Annotated in this window: 17 protein-coding genes; 11 read left to right on the top strand and 6 right to left on the bottom strand. The window is 63.9% G+C overall.

Features of this window, described 5'->3' with window-relative positions:
• Nucleotides 1-46 precede the first annotated feature (46 nt).
• Complete coding sequence (locus C437_RS05600) at nucleotides 47-829, top strand: SDR family oxidoreductase (RefSeq protein ID WP_004515929.1); 783 nt, start codon at nucleotides 47-49, stop codon at nucleotides 827-829.
• 21 nt (nucleotides 830-850) lie between these two features.
• On the opposite strand, the gene C437_RS05605 is transcribed toward C437_RS05600, so the two are convergent.
• On the bottom strand, nucleotides 851-1,846 hold the full coding sequence (locus C437_RS05605; RefSeq protein WP_004515930.1) for a mannose-1-phosphate guanylyltransferase: 996 nt from the start codon (nucleotides 1,844-1,846) through the stop codon (nucleotides 851-853).
• A gap of 82 nt (nucleotides 1,847-1,928) precedes the next feature.
• Complete coding sequence (locus C437_RS05610) at nucleotides 1,929-2,213, bottom strand: DUF7091 family protein (protein WP_004515931.1); 285 nt, start codon at nucleotides 2,211-2,213, stop codon at nucleotides 1,929-1,931.
• A gap of 143 nt (nucleotides 2,214-2,356) precedes the next feature.
• Here C437_RS05610 and C437_RS05615 point away from each other — a divergent pair, with 143 nt between their 5' ends.
• Both C437_RS05615 and C437_RS05620 read left to right on the top strand, forming a co-directional pair.
• Nucleotides 2,357-3,301, top strand: a complete 945-nt coding sequence (locus C437_RS05615; RefSeq protein WP_004515932.1) for a replication factor A — start codon at nucleotides 2,357-2,359, stop codon at nucleotides 3,299-3,301.
• Nucleotides 3,302-3,916 (top strand): RPA family protein, encoded by a 615-nt coding sequence (locus C437_RS05620; RefSeq protein WP_004515933.1) that lies wholly within the window; start codon nucleotides 3,302-3,304, stop codon nucleotides 3,914-3,916. It abuts the gene before it with no gap.
• 34 nt (nucleotides 3,917-3,950) lie between these two features.
• Here C437_RS05620 and C437_RS05625 read toward each other — a convergent pair whose 3' ends face one another.
• Complete coding sequence (locus C437_RS05625) at nucleotides 3,951-4,379, bottom strand: VOC family protein (RefSeq protein WP_004515934.1); 429 nt, start codon at nucleotides 4,377-4,379, stop codon at nucleotides 3,951-3,953.
• Between the two features lie 133 nt (nucleotides 4,380-4,512).
• On the opposite strand from C437_RS05625, the gene C437_RS05630 reads away from it, so the two are divergent.
• Nucleotides 4,513-4,947 (top strand): CopG family transcriptional regulator, encoded by a 435-nt coding sequence (locus tag C437_RS05630; protein WP_004515935.1) that lies wholly within the window; start codon nucleotides 4,513-4,515, stop codon nucleotides 4,945-4,947.
• Here C437_RS05630 and C437_RS05635 read toward each other — a convergent pair.
• A complete protein-coding gene (locus C437_RS05635) occupies nucleotides 4,939-5,391 on the bottom strand; it encodes a DUF5814 domain-containing protein (RefSeq protein ID WP_004515936.1) in 453 nt (150 codons plus the stop codon). The genes C437_RS05630 and C437_RS05635 overlap by 9 nt on opposite strands.
• 339 nt (nucleotides 5,392-5,730) lie before the next feature.
• Here C437_RS05635 and C437_RS05645 point away from each other — a divergent pair, with 339 nt between their 5' ends.
• The 3 genes from C437_RS05645 (at nucleotide 5,731) to C437_RS05655 (ending at nucleotide 7,630) form a co-directional block, all read left to right on the top strand.
• Nucleotides 5,731-6,579, top strand: a complete 849-nt coding sequence (locus tag C437_RS05645) for an HNH endonuclease (RefSeq protein WP_004515937.1) — start codon at nucleotides 5,731-5,733, stop codon at nucleotides 6,577-6,579.
• Nucleotides 6,580-6,621: 42 nt separating this feature from the next.
• Nucleotides 6,622-6,900, top strand: coding sequence for a hypothetical protein (locus C437_RS05650; RefSeq protein WP_004515938.1), 279 nt, complete (start codon nucleotides 6,622-6,624; stop codon nucleotides 6,898-6,900).
• Nucleotides 6,901-6,982: 82 nt separating this feature from the next.
• On the top strand, nucleotides 6,983-7,630 hold the full coding sequence (locus C437_RS05655) for a phosphoribosyltransferase (protein ID WP_049919637.1): 648 nt from the start codon (nucleotides 6,983-6,985) through the stop codon (nucleotides 7,628-7,630).
• A gap of 2 nt (nucleotides 7,631-7,632) precedes the next feature.
• Here C437_RS05655 and C437_RS05660 read toward each other — a convergent pair whose 3' ends face one another.
• The gene (locus C437_RS05660; protein ID WP_004515940.1) at nucleotides 7,633-8,838 is read right to left on the bottom strand and encodes a CBS domain-containing protein; all 1,206 of its coding nucleotides are present in this window, start codon (nucleotides 8,836-8,838) and stop codon (nucleotides 7,633-7,635) included.
• 99 nt (nucleotides 8,839-8,937) lie between these two features.
• Between C437_RS05660 and C437_RS05665 the strand changes: the two genes are divergently transcribed.
• The 3 genes from C437_RS05665 to C437_RS05675 all read left to right on the top strand — a co-directional run bounded on the left by C437_RS05665 (nucleotide 8,938) and on the right by C437_RS05675 (nucleotide 13,500).
• Nucleotides 8,938-9,303: a cupin domain-containing protein gene (locus tag C437_RS05665; RefSeq protein WP_004515941.1), complete on the top strand. Its 366-nt coding sequence runs from the start codon at nucleotides 8,938-8,940 to the stop codon at nucleotides 9,301-9,303.
• Nucleotides 9,304-9,404: 101 nt separating this feature from the next.
• Nucleotides 9,405-11,450, top strand: a complete 2,046-nt coding sequence (locus C437_RS05670) for a DEAD/DEAH box helicase (RefSeq protein WP_004515942.1) — start codon at nucleotides 9,405-9,407, stop codon at nucleotides 11,448-11,450.
• 67 nt (nucleotides 11,451-11,517) lie between these two features.
• The gene (locus tag C437_RS05675) at nucleotides 11,518-13,500 is read left to right on the top strand and encodes a hypothetical protein (protein ID WP_004515943.1); all 1,983 of its coding nucleotides are present in this window, start codon (nucleotides 11,518-11,520) and stop codon (nucleotides 13,498-13,500) included.
• Nucleotides 13,501-13,535: 35 nt separating this feature from the next.
• Here C437_RS05675 and C437_RS20490 read toward each other — a convergent pair whose 3' ends face one another.
• Nucleotides 13,536-13,709 (bottom strand): glycyl radical enzyme family protein, encoded by a 174-nt coding sequence (locus C437_RS20490; protein ID WP_004515944.1) that lies wholly within the window; start codon nucleotides 13,707-13,709, stop codon nucleotides 13,536-13,538.
• A gap of 142 nt (nucleotides 13,710-13,851) precedes the next feature.
• Here C437_RS20490 and C437_RS05680 point away from each other — a divergent pair, with 142 nt between their 5' ends.
• Nucleotides 13,852-15,726 (top strand): SLC13 family permease, encoded by a 1,875-nt coding sequence (locus tag C437_RS05680; protein WP_004515945.1) that lies wholly within the window; start codon nucleotides 13,852-13,854, stop codon nucleotides 15,724-15,726.
• Nucleotides 15,727-15,760 lie beyond the last annotated feature (34 nt).

Raw genomic sequence — 15,760 nt, forward strand, 5'->3', positions numbered from 1 at the left:
GTTTGCGAGCGGGACTTCTTTGAGCCAGTCAGTCTTTCCTGTGGATATGGATCTTGAACTTGAAGGCAACGCAGCGCTGTGTACCGCCGCGACGAGCGGCCTCGGACTTGCGAGCGCCGAAGCGCTTGCTGCTGAGGGAGCCGACGTGGCCGTCTGTGGCCAAACGCCGGACCACGTCGACGAAGCTCGCCAGCGGCTCGAATCGGTCGGCGACGGCGACGTGCTGGCCGTCGAAGCCGACATCACCGACCCCGACCAGATTGAAGCGCTCGTCGAGGAGACTGTCGACAGTTTCGGCGGCCTCGACCATGTCGTCACCAGCGCCGGCGGCCCGGCCCCCGGACCGTTCATGGAGACGACTGAGCGCGAGTGGTACAGCGCCTACGACCTGCTTGTGATGAGTGCCGTCTGGACCACCCGGACCGCCTACCCGTACCTCAGAGACTCCGAAGCCGGCACTATCGTCAACATCACCTCCCGCTCTGTCAGGGAGGTTATCGACGATCTGGTCCTCTCGAATGCCGTCCGTCGCGCCGTCATCGGTCTGATGAAAACGCAGGCCCGCGAGTTCGCACCCGAGGTTCGCGTCAACGCCGTCCTCCCCGGCGCACACGAGACGCCCCGAATCGAGGAACTCGTGGAGGCGGCCGTCGAGCGCGGCGAGTACGACTCCTACGAGGCGGGTATCGAGTCGTGGTCCGACGCGCCGCTACAGCGCGTCGGCCAGCCTGAAGAACTCGGCGACGTAGTGGCGTTCCTTTCGTCGGCCCGCTCCTCCTACGTCACCGGGACAGCCCTGCCCGTCGACGGCGGCGCGATGCGGAGCTAACAGCCCTGGTCGCCGGGCCACTCAGAATAGCCCGTCGTCCCGCAGTTCTGCGACCACTTCTCGGACGCGCTGGGCCTCGTCTTTCGGAACGACGAGCGTCCGGTCGTCGAACGACGCCACCACCAGATCTTCGACGCCGACGGCGCTGACGTGGCCGTCGCTCGCCAGCACGTTCCCGTCGGCGTCGATAGTAACCGCGTCGCCGAGCACGGCGTTCCCGTCCTGGCTGTCGAGGACACGCTCGAAGGCATCCCACGAGCCCAGGTCGTCCCAGTCCAGCGCCGCCGGGACGACGAAGGCGTTGTCGGCGTCTTCGAGCACCGCGTAGTCGATGCTCACAGGGTCGATAGCGTCGAATGCGGCGTCGTAATTCCCTTCGTCCAACCGCTCAATCATCGGTGCAAGCGGCGATGATTCGGCGGCGGACAGCAGGCCCGACGGCGTCCAAGAAAACAGGCCGGCGTTCCAGTAGAACCCTTCCCGGACGTACTCCGTCGCGGTCTCCCGGTCGGGCTTCTCGTGGAACGTTTCGACCGGCGCAAAGCCGTTCTCGGACGCCCCGGGCTTGATGTAACCGTAGCCGGTCGCCGGCCGGTCGGGCTTGATGCCGACGGTAACAAGCCCCTTTGTTTCCACTGCGACTCGCGCGGCCGTCCGTGCGATTGTCTCGAACGGCCCCGAAATCCGGTGGTCGCTCGGCAGACACAGCAGGACGCAGTCCCCGACCTGCTCGCGGATGCGGTGGGCCGCGTACAGAAGCGCCGGCCCGGTATCTTTGGGTTCCGGTTCGGTCAACACTGCCGCATTCGGGACGCGCTCCCGCACCCCGTCGGCGAATGACTCCCGGGTCAGTACGTAGCTCTCGTCGACGAACCCTACCCGGCTGACAGTCTCGGCAAGTAGTGACTCGTCTTCCCCGAACGAGAGAAACTGTTTGGGCCGGTCGCTCCGACTCGCCGGATACAGACGTGTTCCGGTCCCGCCGGCCAAAACGAGCGCAACGATTGGTCGCTCCATACCCGGCGTTCGCCCGGCCAGCGGTAAAGTGTTGTACTGGCGACCGAGAAGGGGACCGGCCGAACCAACTGCTATCCGGCACTTACCACGTCTCTATTGTCCCGTCCCTGATATCCTCGACACAGCCCTGACAGTCCGTGTTCTCCCCGTCGTAACAGACTGGCCGCCGCTGCTCGTCCATCGACACGGCGCGGTACTCGGCGTGACGGCGACAGACGATGCGGGCCCGCCCTTCCTCGTCTCTGGGCAGGCCGGCCTCCGCCGACCGCTTGCCGTTCTTATAGGCCTTCTTCGCGTCGGAGAGTTGCTGCTCGGCCGACCGCAAGGTGTCCCGGATGAACCGCGCGAGTCGCTCGTCGTCGGCCATACCTCCCGTTGTGCCCGGCGACAAATCAATCTTCTCGCGCGTGCCCAACTTCACTTTCACTCCGCTGGGCGAGTATTTATATCCGAAGGGGACCAACCGTCGATTGTCTCCCAACGAAAACCAGGCGGAGACAGTGAAAGCCAATGACTGAGTCAGATTTGCGTACCCACGCGACAGAGATACACGAGCAGTTTTCCGACCAGCTAGAGATCGACGTCGACGACGTCGTCGAGCGACTCGATACGCTGGTGAACGATTATCAGGTCCCCATCAGCGAGGCCCGTCGAAGTGTCGTCAACACGTACCTCGACGAGGCCGGCATGGACCGCGACCAGCTGGGCGGCGGCGACGGCGGCGGCAACGAACAGGTCAACGTCGCCGATGTCGACGCCCCCGAGGAGTGGGTCGACATTCGCGCGAAAGTCGTCGAACTCTGGGACCCGCGCGCCGACGCCGTGGCCCAGGTCGGCCTGCTGGGCGATGAGACGGGCACGATCAAGTTCACGAAGTGGTCGAAGTCCGACCTGCCCTCCCTAGAAGAAGGCAAATCCTACGCCCTGCGCAACGTCGTCACCGACGAGTATCAGGGCCGCTTCTCCGTGAAGCTCAACCGGACGACCACCATCGAGGAACTGGACGAGGACCTCGAGGTCGGCGACGACAGCGTCGAGGCCGAGGGCGCACTGGTCGACATTCAGTCGGGCTCCGGGCTGATCAAACGCTGTCCGGAGGACGACTGCACACGCGTCCTGCAGAACGGCCGTTGCAACGAACACGGCGAGGTCGAAGGCGAGTTCGACCTCCGCATCAAGGGCGTGCTCGACGACGGCGAGGAAGTCACCGAGGTCATCTTCGACGAGGACGCGACCGAGGAACTGACCGGTATCGCCCTCGAAGAAGCGAAGGAGATGGCGATGGACGCGCTCGATACGACCGTCGTCGCAGACGAGATGCGACAGAAGATCCTCGGCCGCTACTACCGCGTTCAGGGGCCGACCTTCGGCCGCTACTTGCTCGCCGACGAGCAGGAGCGACTGACCGGGGCCGTGGATGCAGACGAGATTCTCATCAAAGCGAGGTCGATCTAAATGGCGAGTACACCCACCCGCGAGGTCGCACGACGCGTCTTCGCACGCGAGTTCAACGACGCGAGCTACACGTTCAAGGAATCCGACGACGACCGCGCACCGGTGTACGTCCTGCTGCCGACCGGGCAGCGCGCCAACCGCGTGTTCCTGGTTGGCACCCTCACCGAGACCGAGGACGTCGGCGAGGACAGCGAGTACTGGCAGGGCCGAGTCGTCGACCCCAACGGCGACACGTTCTTCATGTACGCCGGGCAGTACCAGCCCGACGCGGCGTCGATGCTGCGCGAACTGGATCCCCCGGCCTACGTCGCTGTCGTCGGCAAGCCCCGTACCTACGAGACCGACGAGGGCGAAGTGAACGTCTCGATTCGCCCCGAGTCCATCTCGGAGGTCGACGAGGCGACGCGGGACCGCTGGGTCGTCGAGACGGCCGAGCGCACCCTCGACCGGGTCAAGCGGTACAAGGAAGCCGACATGGAGGACCCGGCCACCGACGAGTACATCGCGATGGCCGACGAGGAGTACGAACAACTGTCAATCGAGAACTACCGGCAGTCAGTCGTCGGCGCACTCGAAAGCCTACAGGACGAGCAGGCCGAAGCCAGCGCCGACTAACCTCGACGCTGCCGGCGGTTTTTTGCGACTGACGTTACGGCTCCAGTAGCTCGATTCGGTTCCCCTCGGGATCGACGACAAACATAATCGTCGTCCCGCTTTCGGTCGTCTGGGGGCCACTGAGCGTCTCGACATCGTCGGGCAGCCGACCGGCCACGGCCTCTAGGTCGTCAACCTCCAGCCCGGGGTGGGTCGACCCCGGCCGATTGAGATCCGGGTCCGGCATTGCCTCGCCCTCCGGTTCGTATGTCGCCAGCTCCAGGCGCACGCTGCCGGCGTCTAGATGGACCAGCTCGGCGCTGGCTCCCTTGATGTCGACGGCGGTTCCAAACGCCTCGTCACCGACGGAAAACCGGGTCAGTACGTTGAGCCCGAGCACGTCGCGGTAGAACTCGACGGCGCGGTCCAGGTCGCTGACGATGATGCCGAAGTGGTGGCCAGCTGCGTCGAAGTCTGTCGCCATCTCTGCCGATACCGAGGTCGTCCGACTGTTAAATCACGGCGATTCGACTGTTGCCAGGGACGGCCACCGGGACACAGATCCGGTAGCGTCTGACAAACGATTAAATACGTTGCTACTAAATCAGTACGTAACTATGGGCAACAAAAACAAGACTATCTCCTTTCGCGTCAGCGAGGACAAATTCGAGACCCTTCGCGAAATCGCCGAGGAGCGCGATATCTCGTTGTCTGCAGTTTTTCGTGACTACGTCGACACGCTCGTTTCCCACGACGGTCAGGTGAAGGTCGCGCCGGAACACGAGTTCGAGGACGATGCAACCGAGACCAGCACTGAGAGCTTCCCCCCGAAGGTTGAAGTGCCGAAGAGCTTCGTCCGCGAGCACGAACGACTCGAACTCGAAGCCGAGCACCTCCGCGAACAACTGGAAGAACACAAGCGCTACGTCACAAAGCTTCGCCAGCAACTCGACGAGATGGACCAAGACGAGGTCATCCACCTCGAAGACTTAGATCAGGGCGAAGAAGAGGACGCCTCCTATCGCATCGGTAGCTTCGACGACCTAGAGTAACCGCTGGCGTTTCTGTTGCACGTCTTCGGCCACATCGTCGCGCCCATCGACGTCGGCCAGGGTTTCGACGGCTTCTAACGTTCTGACAGAGTTATCGAGGAAGGAGAGCACGTCGCCCGGATACGCATACAGCATGTAATCGTCGCTCATCACGTCGACGATGGCGTCCGGCCCCATCCCTTGCTCGCGCAACTCCAGCAGGTAGGATATGAACTTCCGCTCGGCACAGCCACAGTGGGGATTGGCCTCACAATCACAGTCCAGAAAGTCCTCGGCAAAATCCAGCACCCGCTCTCTGGTGGCTTCATCGAGCTTTGCCAGCCCCTCGCCCTGAAAGAGGATGTCCAGCGTCGCACCCTTGAACGCCCCTTTCGGGAAGCTCGTCTCTAGCTGGGAGGCGAGTTGCTGGTGGTTCTTGACGTAGATTTTGTCCGTGATGGCCACGCGTACCCGTTTGTACGCGTCGGCCGTGTAAAAGCGTCTCGAAGCAATCGGTGGGCTGAATAGTGTTCGTTCAGCCCCGAGGGGCCACCGCTGTCACGCGCTCTCACGGCCCACTGGTTCCCAGATTCGTAACGTATTTCTGTTCCAGCGGAATAACTATGAATGCTTCAGCGAGCGTGTCCGGGCTGGGGTAGTGGCATCCTTTAGCCTTGTGGTGGCTAAGAGGCGGGTTCAATTCCCGCGCCCGGACTTAGGCTTTCTACCTGCTGATTTCGACAGATTCAGCATATCGTCGATTCTCCCGTTCATTTATAATGTGTCAGCAGATAGTACTTTTTGATGACAAGTCACGACTGCCCCTCCTGTGACCGGACGTTTGACTCTAGACGCGGACTCGGCGTTCACCATAGCAGCACTCACGACGAACGCCTGCCAAACAGGGAGTGTGACCGCTGTTCGGATAGGTTTCACTCTGAACACGAGAAACGGTACTGCTCCGCCGAGTGTCGTGACGCCGCAGTCTCCTTTTCAGGAGCCGACAACCCGAACTATTCCAGTGCGAGGAAGGAGACGACCTGTGACAACTGCGGCACGAGTTTCGAATACTACCCATCGGAAAAAGAGGGGTGTTATTGCCCGGACTGTGTCGAGAACGCTGAGTGGCGACACACGCGACAGATTTCCGGGGTCGATAACCCGAACTGGAACGGCGGAACGCTCAGCTTCGATTGTTCTGTCTGTGACAGCCCCGTTGAGCGATATCCGAGCGATGTGACCGGGGAAGTCGTCCTCTGCAGTCGGGACTGCCACGCCGAGTGGCTCTCCGAGGCGTTCGCTGGCGATGGGCATCCGAACTGGCGTGGCGGCGGCGTCGGCGACTACGGGCCGGGCTGGCGGGCAGTGCGCGAACAGGCCTTAGAGCGGGACGACCACGCCTGCGTGCTGTGTGGCACTGATGCCGACGAACTGGGCCGGAACCCGGACGTGCACCACATTGTGCCGGTTCGGTTGTTCGCCGTGATGCCAGCGCTCGCCGTCCGGGACGCACACACGCTCGACAACGTCGTCTCGCTGTGTCCGGGCTGTCATCGTCGAGCCGAGTTCGGTCACGTTTCGCGGGCGGAACTGCGCTGGCGGGCCGGCATCCCCCGGACGGACGCCATCATCGAGGGCGGCGCGACGGCGTAGCCGACCGGAATCTACACAACCTGTCCCGCCGCGGGTACGCGTATGTCACCGACTGTCGACGAGCTACGAAACGAGATCCGCGAGGCCGTCGGCCGGTACGAACGCCCGGTCTCGACTGCCTTCACCAAGGAAGCCCTGGCAGCGATCTGTGGGGCCGTCGGATACGAAATCGACACGGACCGGCTGCCGTCGAAGCCGCAGATGCGGGCGGGGATTCTCTGGAAGATCGGTGAGCGCGAGGATGACGACCCGGCGGACGCGGAGCAGCCCTTCCGGAAGGGAGACCTCGAAGCGATTGCCGCGGCGCTGTCCGACAAGTAGCGGTGCCCTCCGGCTGGCGCGCGGTTTCCAGTCGACCGCCAGAATGCGGAAATATTTGCGTCTCGACAGCGAACTAACTAGTATGGTACGCAACCGCTCCCCGATGTTCGAGAACAGGCTCGATGCCGGTCGGCGGCTGGGTGAGGCGTTGCGCGAGCGGGACATCGAGGTCGATGTTGTCCTTGCGATCCCGCGCGGTGGACTGCCGGTCGGGCGGCCAGTCGCTGACGCGCTTGATGTGCCGCTGGATATTGCGGTCGCAAAGAAGATCGGCGCACCGAACAACCCCGAGTATGCTATCGGCGCTGTCGCCGCCGACGGCTCGGTCTGGCTCAACACCGATGTCATCGAGCGACGAGAGATTCCCCGCGACTACGTTGCGAGCACCCGAGCGGAGATGGCCGAATCCGCTCGGCAGAAGGCCCAGCGCTACCGCGAACCGGAGTCTTCGCCGTCACTTACGGGCAAGCGGGTGTGTCTCGTCGACGACGGCGTGGCAACGGGTGCGACGGCGCGGGCCTGCATCGAGCAGATCCGACAGGCTGACCCCGAGCGACTTGTGCTCGCGGTGCCGGTCGCCTCGCCGCGGGCGATATCGGACCTCAAAGCGCTCGCTGACGAGGTGATCTGTTTAGCGGTTCCCTCGGAGTTCCGTGCCGTCGGTCAGTACTACGAGCAGTTCGAACAGGTGTCCGACGAGGCAGCGATGTCGTATCTCTCCGACGAGTAACGCTACCGCTCGATTCTGGACTCGGGGCGGACGGTTTCAGTCTCCGTCTCGCCGATAGCGGCGAAATCACCACTGGATTTGATAATCGAAAGCGCCGTCATGATGTCCGTCCGGGTGAGCAACCCCTCGAATGAGTCGTCCTCGTCAGTGACGAGCAGGCGACCGACAGAGTTCTGCTGGAGGGAAGTCAGCGCATCCATCACGTCGGTGTCCGAACTGATCGTGATGATTTCTGTCGTCATCACGTCGCCGACGGTGTACGCATCGCGCTCGACCTCCTGGACGGCACGGGCGTCTTCGAGCGTCACGAGGCCGACGACCTCGCCGCTACGTTCGACGGGATAGCCGGTGTGGCGCTCCCTGAACATCGTCTGGATGAGCTCCCGGACGGACATGTCCTCGGACACCGTCGTCACGTGGTCCGCCGGCGTCATCACGTCCGCGACGGTGACGCCCTCGAACGCGGCCCGCATCGATGTCTGGCGGGACTCGCCCGCCGCACCGATGTAGATGAAGAAGGCCAGCCCGGCGAGGAAGATGTTCCCGAGGACGAAGATGCCAAAGAGGCCGAGGAAGACGGCGAACACCTTCCCGACCTCGGCGGCGATGGTGGTAGCCCTGGCGTAGGACCGGCGGCGGGCTAACAGAGCACGCAGGACGCGGCCCCCGTCCATCGGGAAGCCCGGGAGCATGTTGAACGCCGCCAGCGCGATGTTCATCAGCGCGAGATAGCCCAGGATGAACCGTGCTGATTCGATGGGGGTCGCCGCGCCGCTCGGGAGAATCTGGAACGCGAGGAAACACACAACGCCGACGGCGATGCTGACGATGGGACCGGCGATGGCGATGACCAGTTCCTGCTTCCAGTCTTCGGGCATCTCGCTGAGCTGGGCGATACCGCCGAACAGCCAGAGCGTGATGGAGTCGATGGGGAAGCCATAGCGGATCGCCACGAGAGAGTGGCCGAGTTCGTGGAGGACGACGCCGGTGAACAGGCCGACCGCCGCACCGATACCGAGCACCCACACGAGCGCGCCGTCTGTGAGAACAGCCGCGTCTAGCCCGGCGTTCAGCGTGCTGTTCAACAGCTCGGTCGTCTGTTCGATCTGTGTCCCGATAATCCAGGCGAACAAGGGGAGTACGAGGAGAAACGTCAGATCCAGCTGTATGGGGATTCCGAACGCGCTTCCGATGCGAAACCGGCGCATACCCGTCGCTTGTCGGGGGACGGTCTTAAGCCCCCTTGGCTGGAGTGGTGCGCTCACGCCGCCGGTACGTCTTTGCGTCGAGCCCGCGATGGAGCGAACATGAGCGAGCCACTGATTCGGCGGGCCGCGGACATCGAGTACGACGCCGTCGACGCAGCCGACGGGCTGGAGAAGGGCGTCCTCATCGACGCGGAACAGGGCGGCGGGAATCTCGCAATCCGTCGCTTCACGCTCGCCCCCGGCGGCAGCGTGCCGAAACACACCAACGACATCGAACACGAGCAGTACGTCCTCTCGGGAAGCTACACCGTCGGTATCGAGGGCGAAGAGTACGCGGTCGAAGCCGGCGACAGCCTCCACATCCCCGCCGGCGCTGTCCACTGGTATCGCAACGATGGCGACGAACCGGGGGCGTTCCTCTGTGCGGTTCCCGCCGGTGACGACGAAATCAGACTGCAGGAGTGACTACCAGCGGACTTTCTGGCTGGCAAACAAGCCGTCACAGCATCAGCAACACTCACACCTAGTCCGAACCGCTCAAGTAGCGCAGTCGCCTCTAGACGACTGTGTCACAGCAGGCCGCACAGGTAGAGACGCTGTTCCTCCACGAACACGGCGAGGAGTTCCGCGTCGCCGCCCACCGGGACGGCGAACGGCTCTTCCACGGCATCCTCGAACTCAAGGAGACCGACGCCGGTCCCCGCCCGCGTCGCCTCAGGGTGAAAGACGGGACCAGCGAGGAGCTTCGCTCGCCCGACCAGTTCGTCGACCTCGCCCGCCGTGCGGCCCGCATTCGCATCTCAGAGCAGACCACTCCGCGTGCACGCGAGCGCATCCGCGAGATGCTCGACGCCTACCAGATCGAGGCCAAGGTCGTCCGGACCTGTCGGTTGTGTGCCTCCGACGGGCGTTACTCGCCGATTACGAGCGAGACGGCTATCGAGACCGACGACGAGACTATCTGTCCGGAGTGCGCTCGCCAGCAGCTCGACCGCGAACTCGCATTCAAAGGGAGTATCAGCGGCGACGCGCGTGACCGGCTCGAAGAACTGCTGCTCGAAGTGCAGGACCTCGACCGGGTGACGAACCTCCTGTCGGGCCAGCTGGACCCGGACCTGACGAAGTTCGACGAGATCTCGGCGACCGTCGACGAGGTCGACCCGGTCCGGGTGGACTCGCTGGACCTCCACCCCGGGATGCAGGACCACCTCGAATCCCGGTTCGAGACGCTGTTGCCGGTCCAGAGCCTCGCTGTCGAACACGGCGCGACCGAGGGCCGCGACCAGCTGGTCGTGAGCGCGACGGCGACGGGGAAGACGCTCATCGGTGAGATGGCCGGCATCGACCGCGTTCTGAACAACAAGGGAACAATGCTGTTTCTCGTTCCACTGGTCGCGCTGGCGAACCAGAAATACGAGCAGTTCCAGGACCGCTACGGCGACATGGTCGACGTGTCCCTCCGCGTGGGTGCGAGCCGCATCGCCGACGAGGGCGGGCGCTTCGACCCCGAGGCTGACGTCATCGTCGGGACCTACGAGGGGATCGACCACGCGCTCCGGACCGGCAAGGACCTCGGCACCGTCGGGACCGTCGTCATCGACGAGGTGCACACCCTCGGCGAGGACGAGCGGGGCCACCGGCTCGACGGCCTGATCTCGCGGCTGAAGTACTACTGTGAGTCCGGGGGTGCGCCCGACAGCGGCGACACGCAGTGGATTTATCTCTCGGCGACGGTCGGCAACCCCGGCCAACTGGCCGACCAGTTGCGGGCGACGCTCATCGAGTTCGAGGAGCGGCCGGTCCCCATCGAGCGCCACGTCACGTTCGCCGACGGGCGCGAGAAAATTGAAACGGAAAAGAAGCTCGTCAAGCGCGCCTTCGACAACAAATCCAGCAAGGGGTACCGCGGCCAGACCATCATCTTCACCAACTCCCGGCGGCGCTGTCACCAGATCTCCCGGAAGCTGGAGTACAGTTCTGCGCCGTACCACGCTGGCCTGGACAACCGGAAGCGCCAGCGTGTCGAGCGGCAGTTCGCGGACCAGGACCTCGCAGCGGTCGTGACGACGGCGGCGCTGGCGGCGGGGGTGGACTTCCCGGCCTCGCAGGTCATCTTCGACTCGCTTGCGATGGGTATCGAATGGCTCACCGTCCAGGAGTTCAGTCAGATGCTCGGCCGGGCTGGCCGCCCGGACTACCACGACAAGGGGACCGTCTACATGCTGGTCGAACCGGACTGTTCGTACCACAACAGCATGGAGATGACCGAGGACGAGGTGGCGTTCAAACTGCTCAAAGGCGAGATGGAGCCGGTTATCACCCGCTACGACGAGGGCGCGGCTGTCGAGGAGACGCTGGCGAACGTCACCGTCGCCGGCAAGCAGGCCAAGCGGCTCAACGACCGGATGGTCGGCGAGGTGCCGACGAAACACGCCTTGGGGAAGCTACTGGAGTACGAGTTCATCGACGGCCTCTCGCCGACGCCGCTCGGTCGGGCCGTCACCCGGCACTTCCTCGCGCCCGATGAGTCGTTCCAACTACTCGACGGCATCCGGAAGGGACAGCACCCCTACGAAATCGTCGCCGACATGGAACTGCGCGACGAACACTAGTCGGACCTGTCTCTCGTCTATCAGCTCGGGGCACAGATTCTTGTAGCGGCACGTACTTCCGGTGTCCATGGGCCTGTTCGATAGAATCCGTCGCGCCGTCGGCGGCGACGACTCATCGACCGACGGAGACGAGCGGACGGCCGGAGGCGACCCGCCGTCCGATGACGGGCCGGAGCTGCTGGACACGGCGACGCTCGACACGACGGCGTTTCGTGAGTACGCAGAGCGCGTCGTCGACGGCGCGGACCCGCTGACGTTCGACCCCACTGCGCTCGCGCGGCTCGATACGGCTATCGAAGAGAGCTACGGCGGCGAGACTGTCGATGACGCCGCGGGGACGACGACCTACACTGCGAACACGGTACGGTTCGGGAGCTATCTCGGCGAACTCCTCGTGCGGGCCTACGACGGCGAGTGGGTCCAGTCTGACGGTCGCTGGGGTGTTACCGTCGCCGGCCCGGACGACGAGGTGACCGTCGCGGTGTTCGACGTGGCCGCCCGCTCGTTTGGCGATGAGCCGGTGTTTGCGGCTGTCGTAACGCGGCTAGAATCCGAACTGGCACTGGATGCTGTACAGCGAACTGACGCCGATGGGCGAGCGGGTCCGGATGCGGGCGACCCAGCTGCCGACAGCGTCGTCTCCGAGCCGACGCGGGTCGTCGGTCACGCCGACGATGGACAGGCGGACGAGCGCGACGTGCCTCCCGAACCGACGGCGACAGACGCGCAAGGTGCGACAGCCGCCGGCGATACCGCTGATTCTGTGCTGTCTCAGACAGTCGAATCGGAACCGACCCGTGTCGTTCGACGAGTCGAAGCCGCATCGGACGATGACGACCGGTCGGATGACGCCGATTCTACCCCTGTCGTCAGTGAGGGTGCTGACGAGCCAGAGAACGAGACTCAATCTGACGACGACGCCGCCACCGGCTCGGTTTTCGATAGCGGCGGGGACGCGGATACCGATGGGACAGATTCGGCGTCAGGCGACGCCGGCAGCGAGCCACCAGCCGCTGCAACCGCTGGCGATGAATCGACTGCCGATTCAACTGACGAGGAATCGACAGCTGAGACCACCACCGAGCAGCCGGCTGCTGACATCGCTGATGCGCAGCCAACACCGGAAACACCGACAGCGGAACCAGCATTCGATGCCTCGGAGAACGGGCCCGATGTCGACACGACCGATACTGACGATACCGGTGACACGGCCACGGTCGACGAGGTGGCCGCGTACATCGAGGAAGCTGAGCCGGCGGCTGACAGTGCTACAGCGCGCCCCTCGGACGAAGCACTGACGACCGAGACACCGTCCGACGACTCGGCTGTCGACGCGTCCGCAGTGGCGGCAACCGACACGGCCGATGCCGAGGCAGCGACCGACACAGCTGATGACGGAGCAGCGACCGACACAGCTGATGACGGAGCAGCCGAGACATCCCTGGACGACGAATCGACGCTCGATAGCTCGCCGGATACGTCGTCAGATGTCGATTCAGGCGCGGGGGCGGCATCCGAAACGCCGGCTGACGAGACGGCTGCGACAGCGGCCACTGATGAGAGCGAACTGTCCGTTCCGATTGACGGCGACTCGACCGCTGGCTCGATGGATCGCTCGTGGGAACCCGGAACGGTCCGCGCGGACCACGCCGAGACCGCCGTCGAGTTCGCCGACTTCTGGGGCGAACACGACCTCGATTTCTCGCCGGCCTCGCTGTCGCGTCTTGACGGCCTTGTTGACGCGGAGTGGGACGACGAGCGCTTCGCCGAGACGACGTTCGGGAGCGACGCGTCTTTCGACGACCGCGCGTTCACCAGCGTCGTGCAGGAACTCGGCGGCTACTTCGGCGAGGTGCTCGTCCGACACCTCGACGGTGACTGGACCGACGAGACGGACCACGAAGCGGCTGTCGTCGTCGGCGGACCGGATGGACAGTTCGCCGTCCCCGTCTTCGAGGTCGCGATAACGTCGCTCAGAAAACAAGCGGTGTTCGGACGGAGCTACGACGCCCTGCTCGAAGATCTCGGCCGTGACGGGCCGACGCGGTAGCGACATAACCTCGGCCAGGCGCTTCCTCGCTGTTGCTAGTCGGATATTGGTATGACCGACGTGCTCCCACATTCGGGACACTCGTCGTGGTCCGTGTAGAGGAGCGTGTCACACTCGATACACCGGTGGGTCGCTTCGTCGTCGGTCGCGTTCCCGACCTCCTGTTTCAGTTCCTCGACTTTTCGACCGAGATCGTTGAAAAGGCTCATTACTGTTCGTTCGGCCCCGACAGGGATAAACGTCGGCTGCCGGAGCAGAGTGTGAGCGGACACCCCCGCTCGCAAACGATACATCCTTTTGTCACTGGCTGTGCAGGTGCCAGACGTGTCGCTGCCACCTGTCACGCCGGGAATGTTGTTCGTGTTCGCGGTCATCGTCGCCGCGCTGGTGCTGTTTGCGACGGAGGCGCTGCCCGTCGACGTGACTGCTATCGCCGTCATGGTCGCGCTGATGCTGGCCGAACCGGTGACGGTACTCGCAGCCGATATCGGGCTGCTTGCAGAGCCAGTGTACGTGTTACATCAGGCCGGCGACGGAATGTCGCCGCTGGACCGCGGGCTCTCGGGCTTCGCCTCGACGGCGACGATAACGGTGCTCGCGATGTTCATTCTCTCCGATGGTGTCCAGCGGACCGGTATCGTCCAGATTCTCGGCGCGAAAATCGCCTCGTTGACCGGGGACAGCGAGACGAAACAGCTCGGTGCGACCGTCGGACTGGTCGCGCCCATCTCCGGGTTCATCAACAACACTGCCGCCGTCGCCATTCTTCTGCCGATGGTTTCGGATATCGCCCACTCTGGGAAGCTCTCGCCGTCGAAACTCCTCCTGCCGCTGTCCTACGCCTCGATGTTCGGCGGGATGCTGACGCTTATCGGCACCTCGACGAACATCCTCGCCTCGCAGCTCTCGGCGGAACTGATCGGTCGCCCGTTCAGTATGTTCGAGTTCACGCAACTCGGGATCATCGTCACTATCGTCGGGACGATCTATCTCCTCACCGTCGGTCGCTATCTGGTCCCGTCGCGCATCCCGGCCGAAGAAGACCTTACTGAGGAGTTCGAGATGGGTGAGTATCTGACCGAGGTTGTCGTTCGCGAGGACTCCCCGCTCATCGGCCAGACTGTCGAGGAGGCGCTCAGGGTCTCGGAGTTCGACGTGGACATCGTTCAACTGGTCCGCGAGAAACGCACGTTTCTCGAACCGTTCGGCCAGAAAGCGATCCGGGCCGGCGACATCTTCGCCGTTCGGACGGATCGGGACACACTTGTCGACCTTCTCGACGTCGAGGGGCTGGACGTAATTCCCGACGTCGAGGTCGATGAGGCAGAACTGGAAACCGCAACGGAGCGCAAGAATCTCGTCGAGGTCGTCGTCGCTCCCGGCTCCTCGCTCATCGGTGAGACGCTCGTCTCCACGAACTTCCGCCAGCGCTACGATGCGACCGTGCTGGCGCTTCGCCACGGGCAGGAGCTGTACCGCCAGCGGATGGACCACGTCAAACTCCGCATCGGCGATACGCTGCTGGTGCAGGCCACCCCCGACAGCATCGACCGGCTCAATCGAAACAACGACTTCATCGTCGCGCAGGAGGTCGAGCGGCCAGACTTCCGGCGGTCGAAGATTCCCGTCGCGGTCGGCATTGTCGCCGCCGTCGTCGGCGTCGCGGCGCTGACCCCGATTCACATCGTTATCTCGGCGCTCGGCGGCGCGCTCGCCATGGTCCTCACCGGCTGTCTCCGCCCGCCGGAACTGTACGACGCCGTCCAGTGGGATGTTGTCTTCCTGCTCGCGGGCGTCATTCCGCTGGGTATTGCCCTGCAGGAGACTGGTGGCGCTGACCTGCTCGCGGAGCTGTTCGTCATCGGTGCCGGCAGCGTGCTCACTGCCGGCGGCGGTCTCGCCGTCGTCCTCGGACTGATGTACCTCGTCACAGCGCTGCTGACGAACATCATCTCGAACAACGCCTCCGTGGTCCTGATGATTCCCGTCGCCATCGAGACCGCCCAGCAACTGAACGCCAACGCCTTCGCCTTCGTCCTCGCCGTCACCTTCGCCGCCTCGACAGCGTTCATGACGCCGGTCGGCTACCAGACGAATCTCCTCGTCTACGGTCCCGGTGGCTACCGATTTACCGACTATCTGAAAGTCGGTGCGCCGCTACAGGCTGTTTTCGCCGTCGTGACGACGCTCGGCATCGCGTATTTCTGGGGCCTCGCTCCCGCATGACATGGCCGGCTCGCAACGAAACGCTTTACACGCT

Source organism: Haloarcula vallismortis ATCC 29715, assembly GCF_000337775.1.
GTDB lineage: Archaea > Halobacteriota > Halobacteria > Halobacteriales > Haloarculaceae > Haloarcula > Haloarcula vallismortis.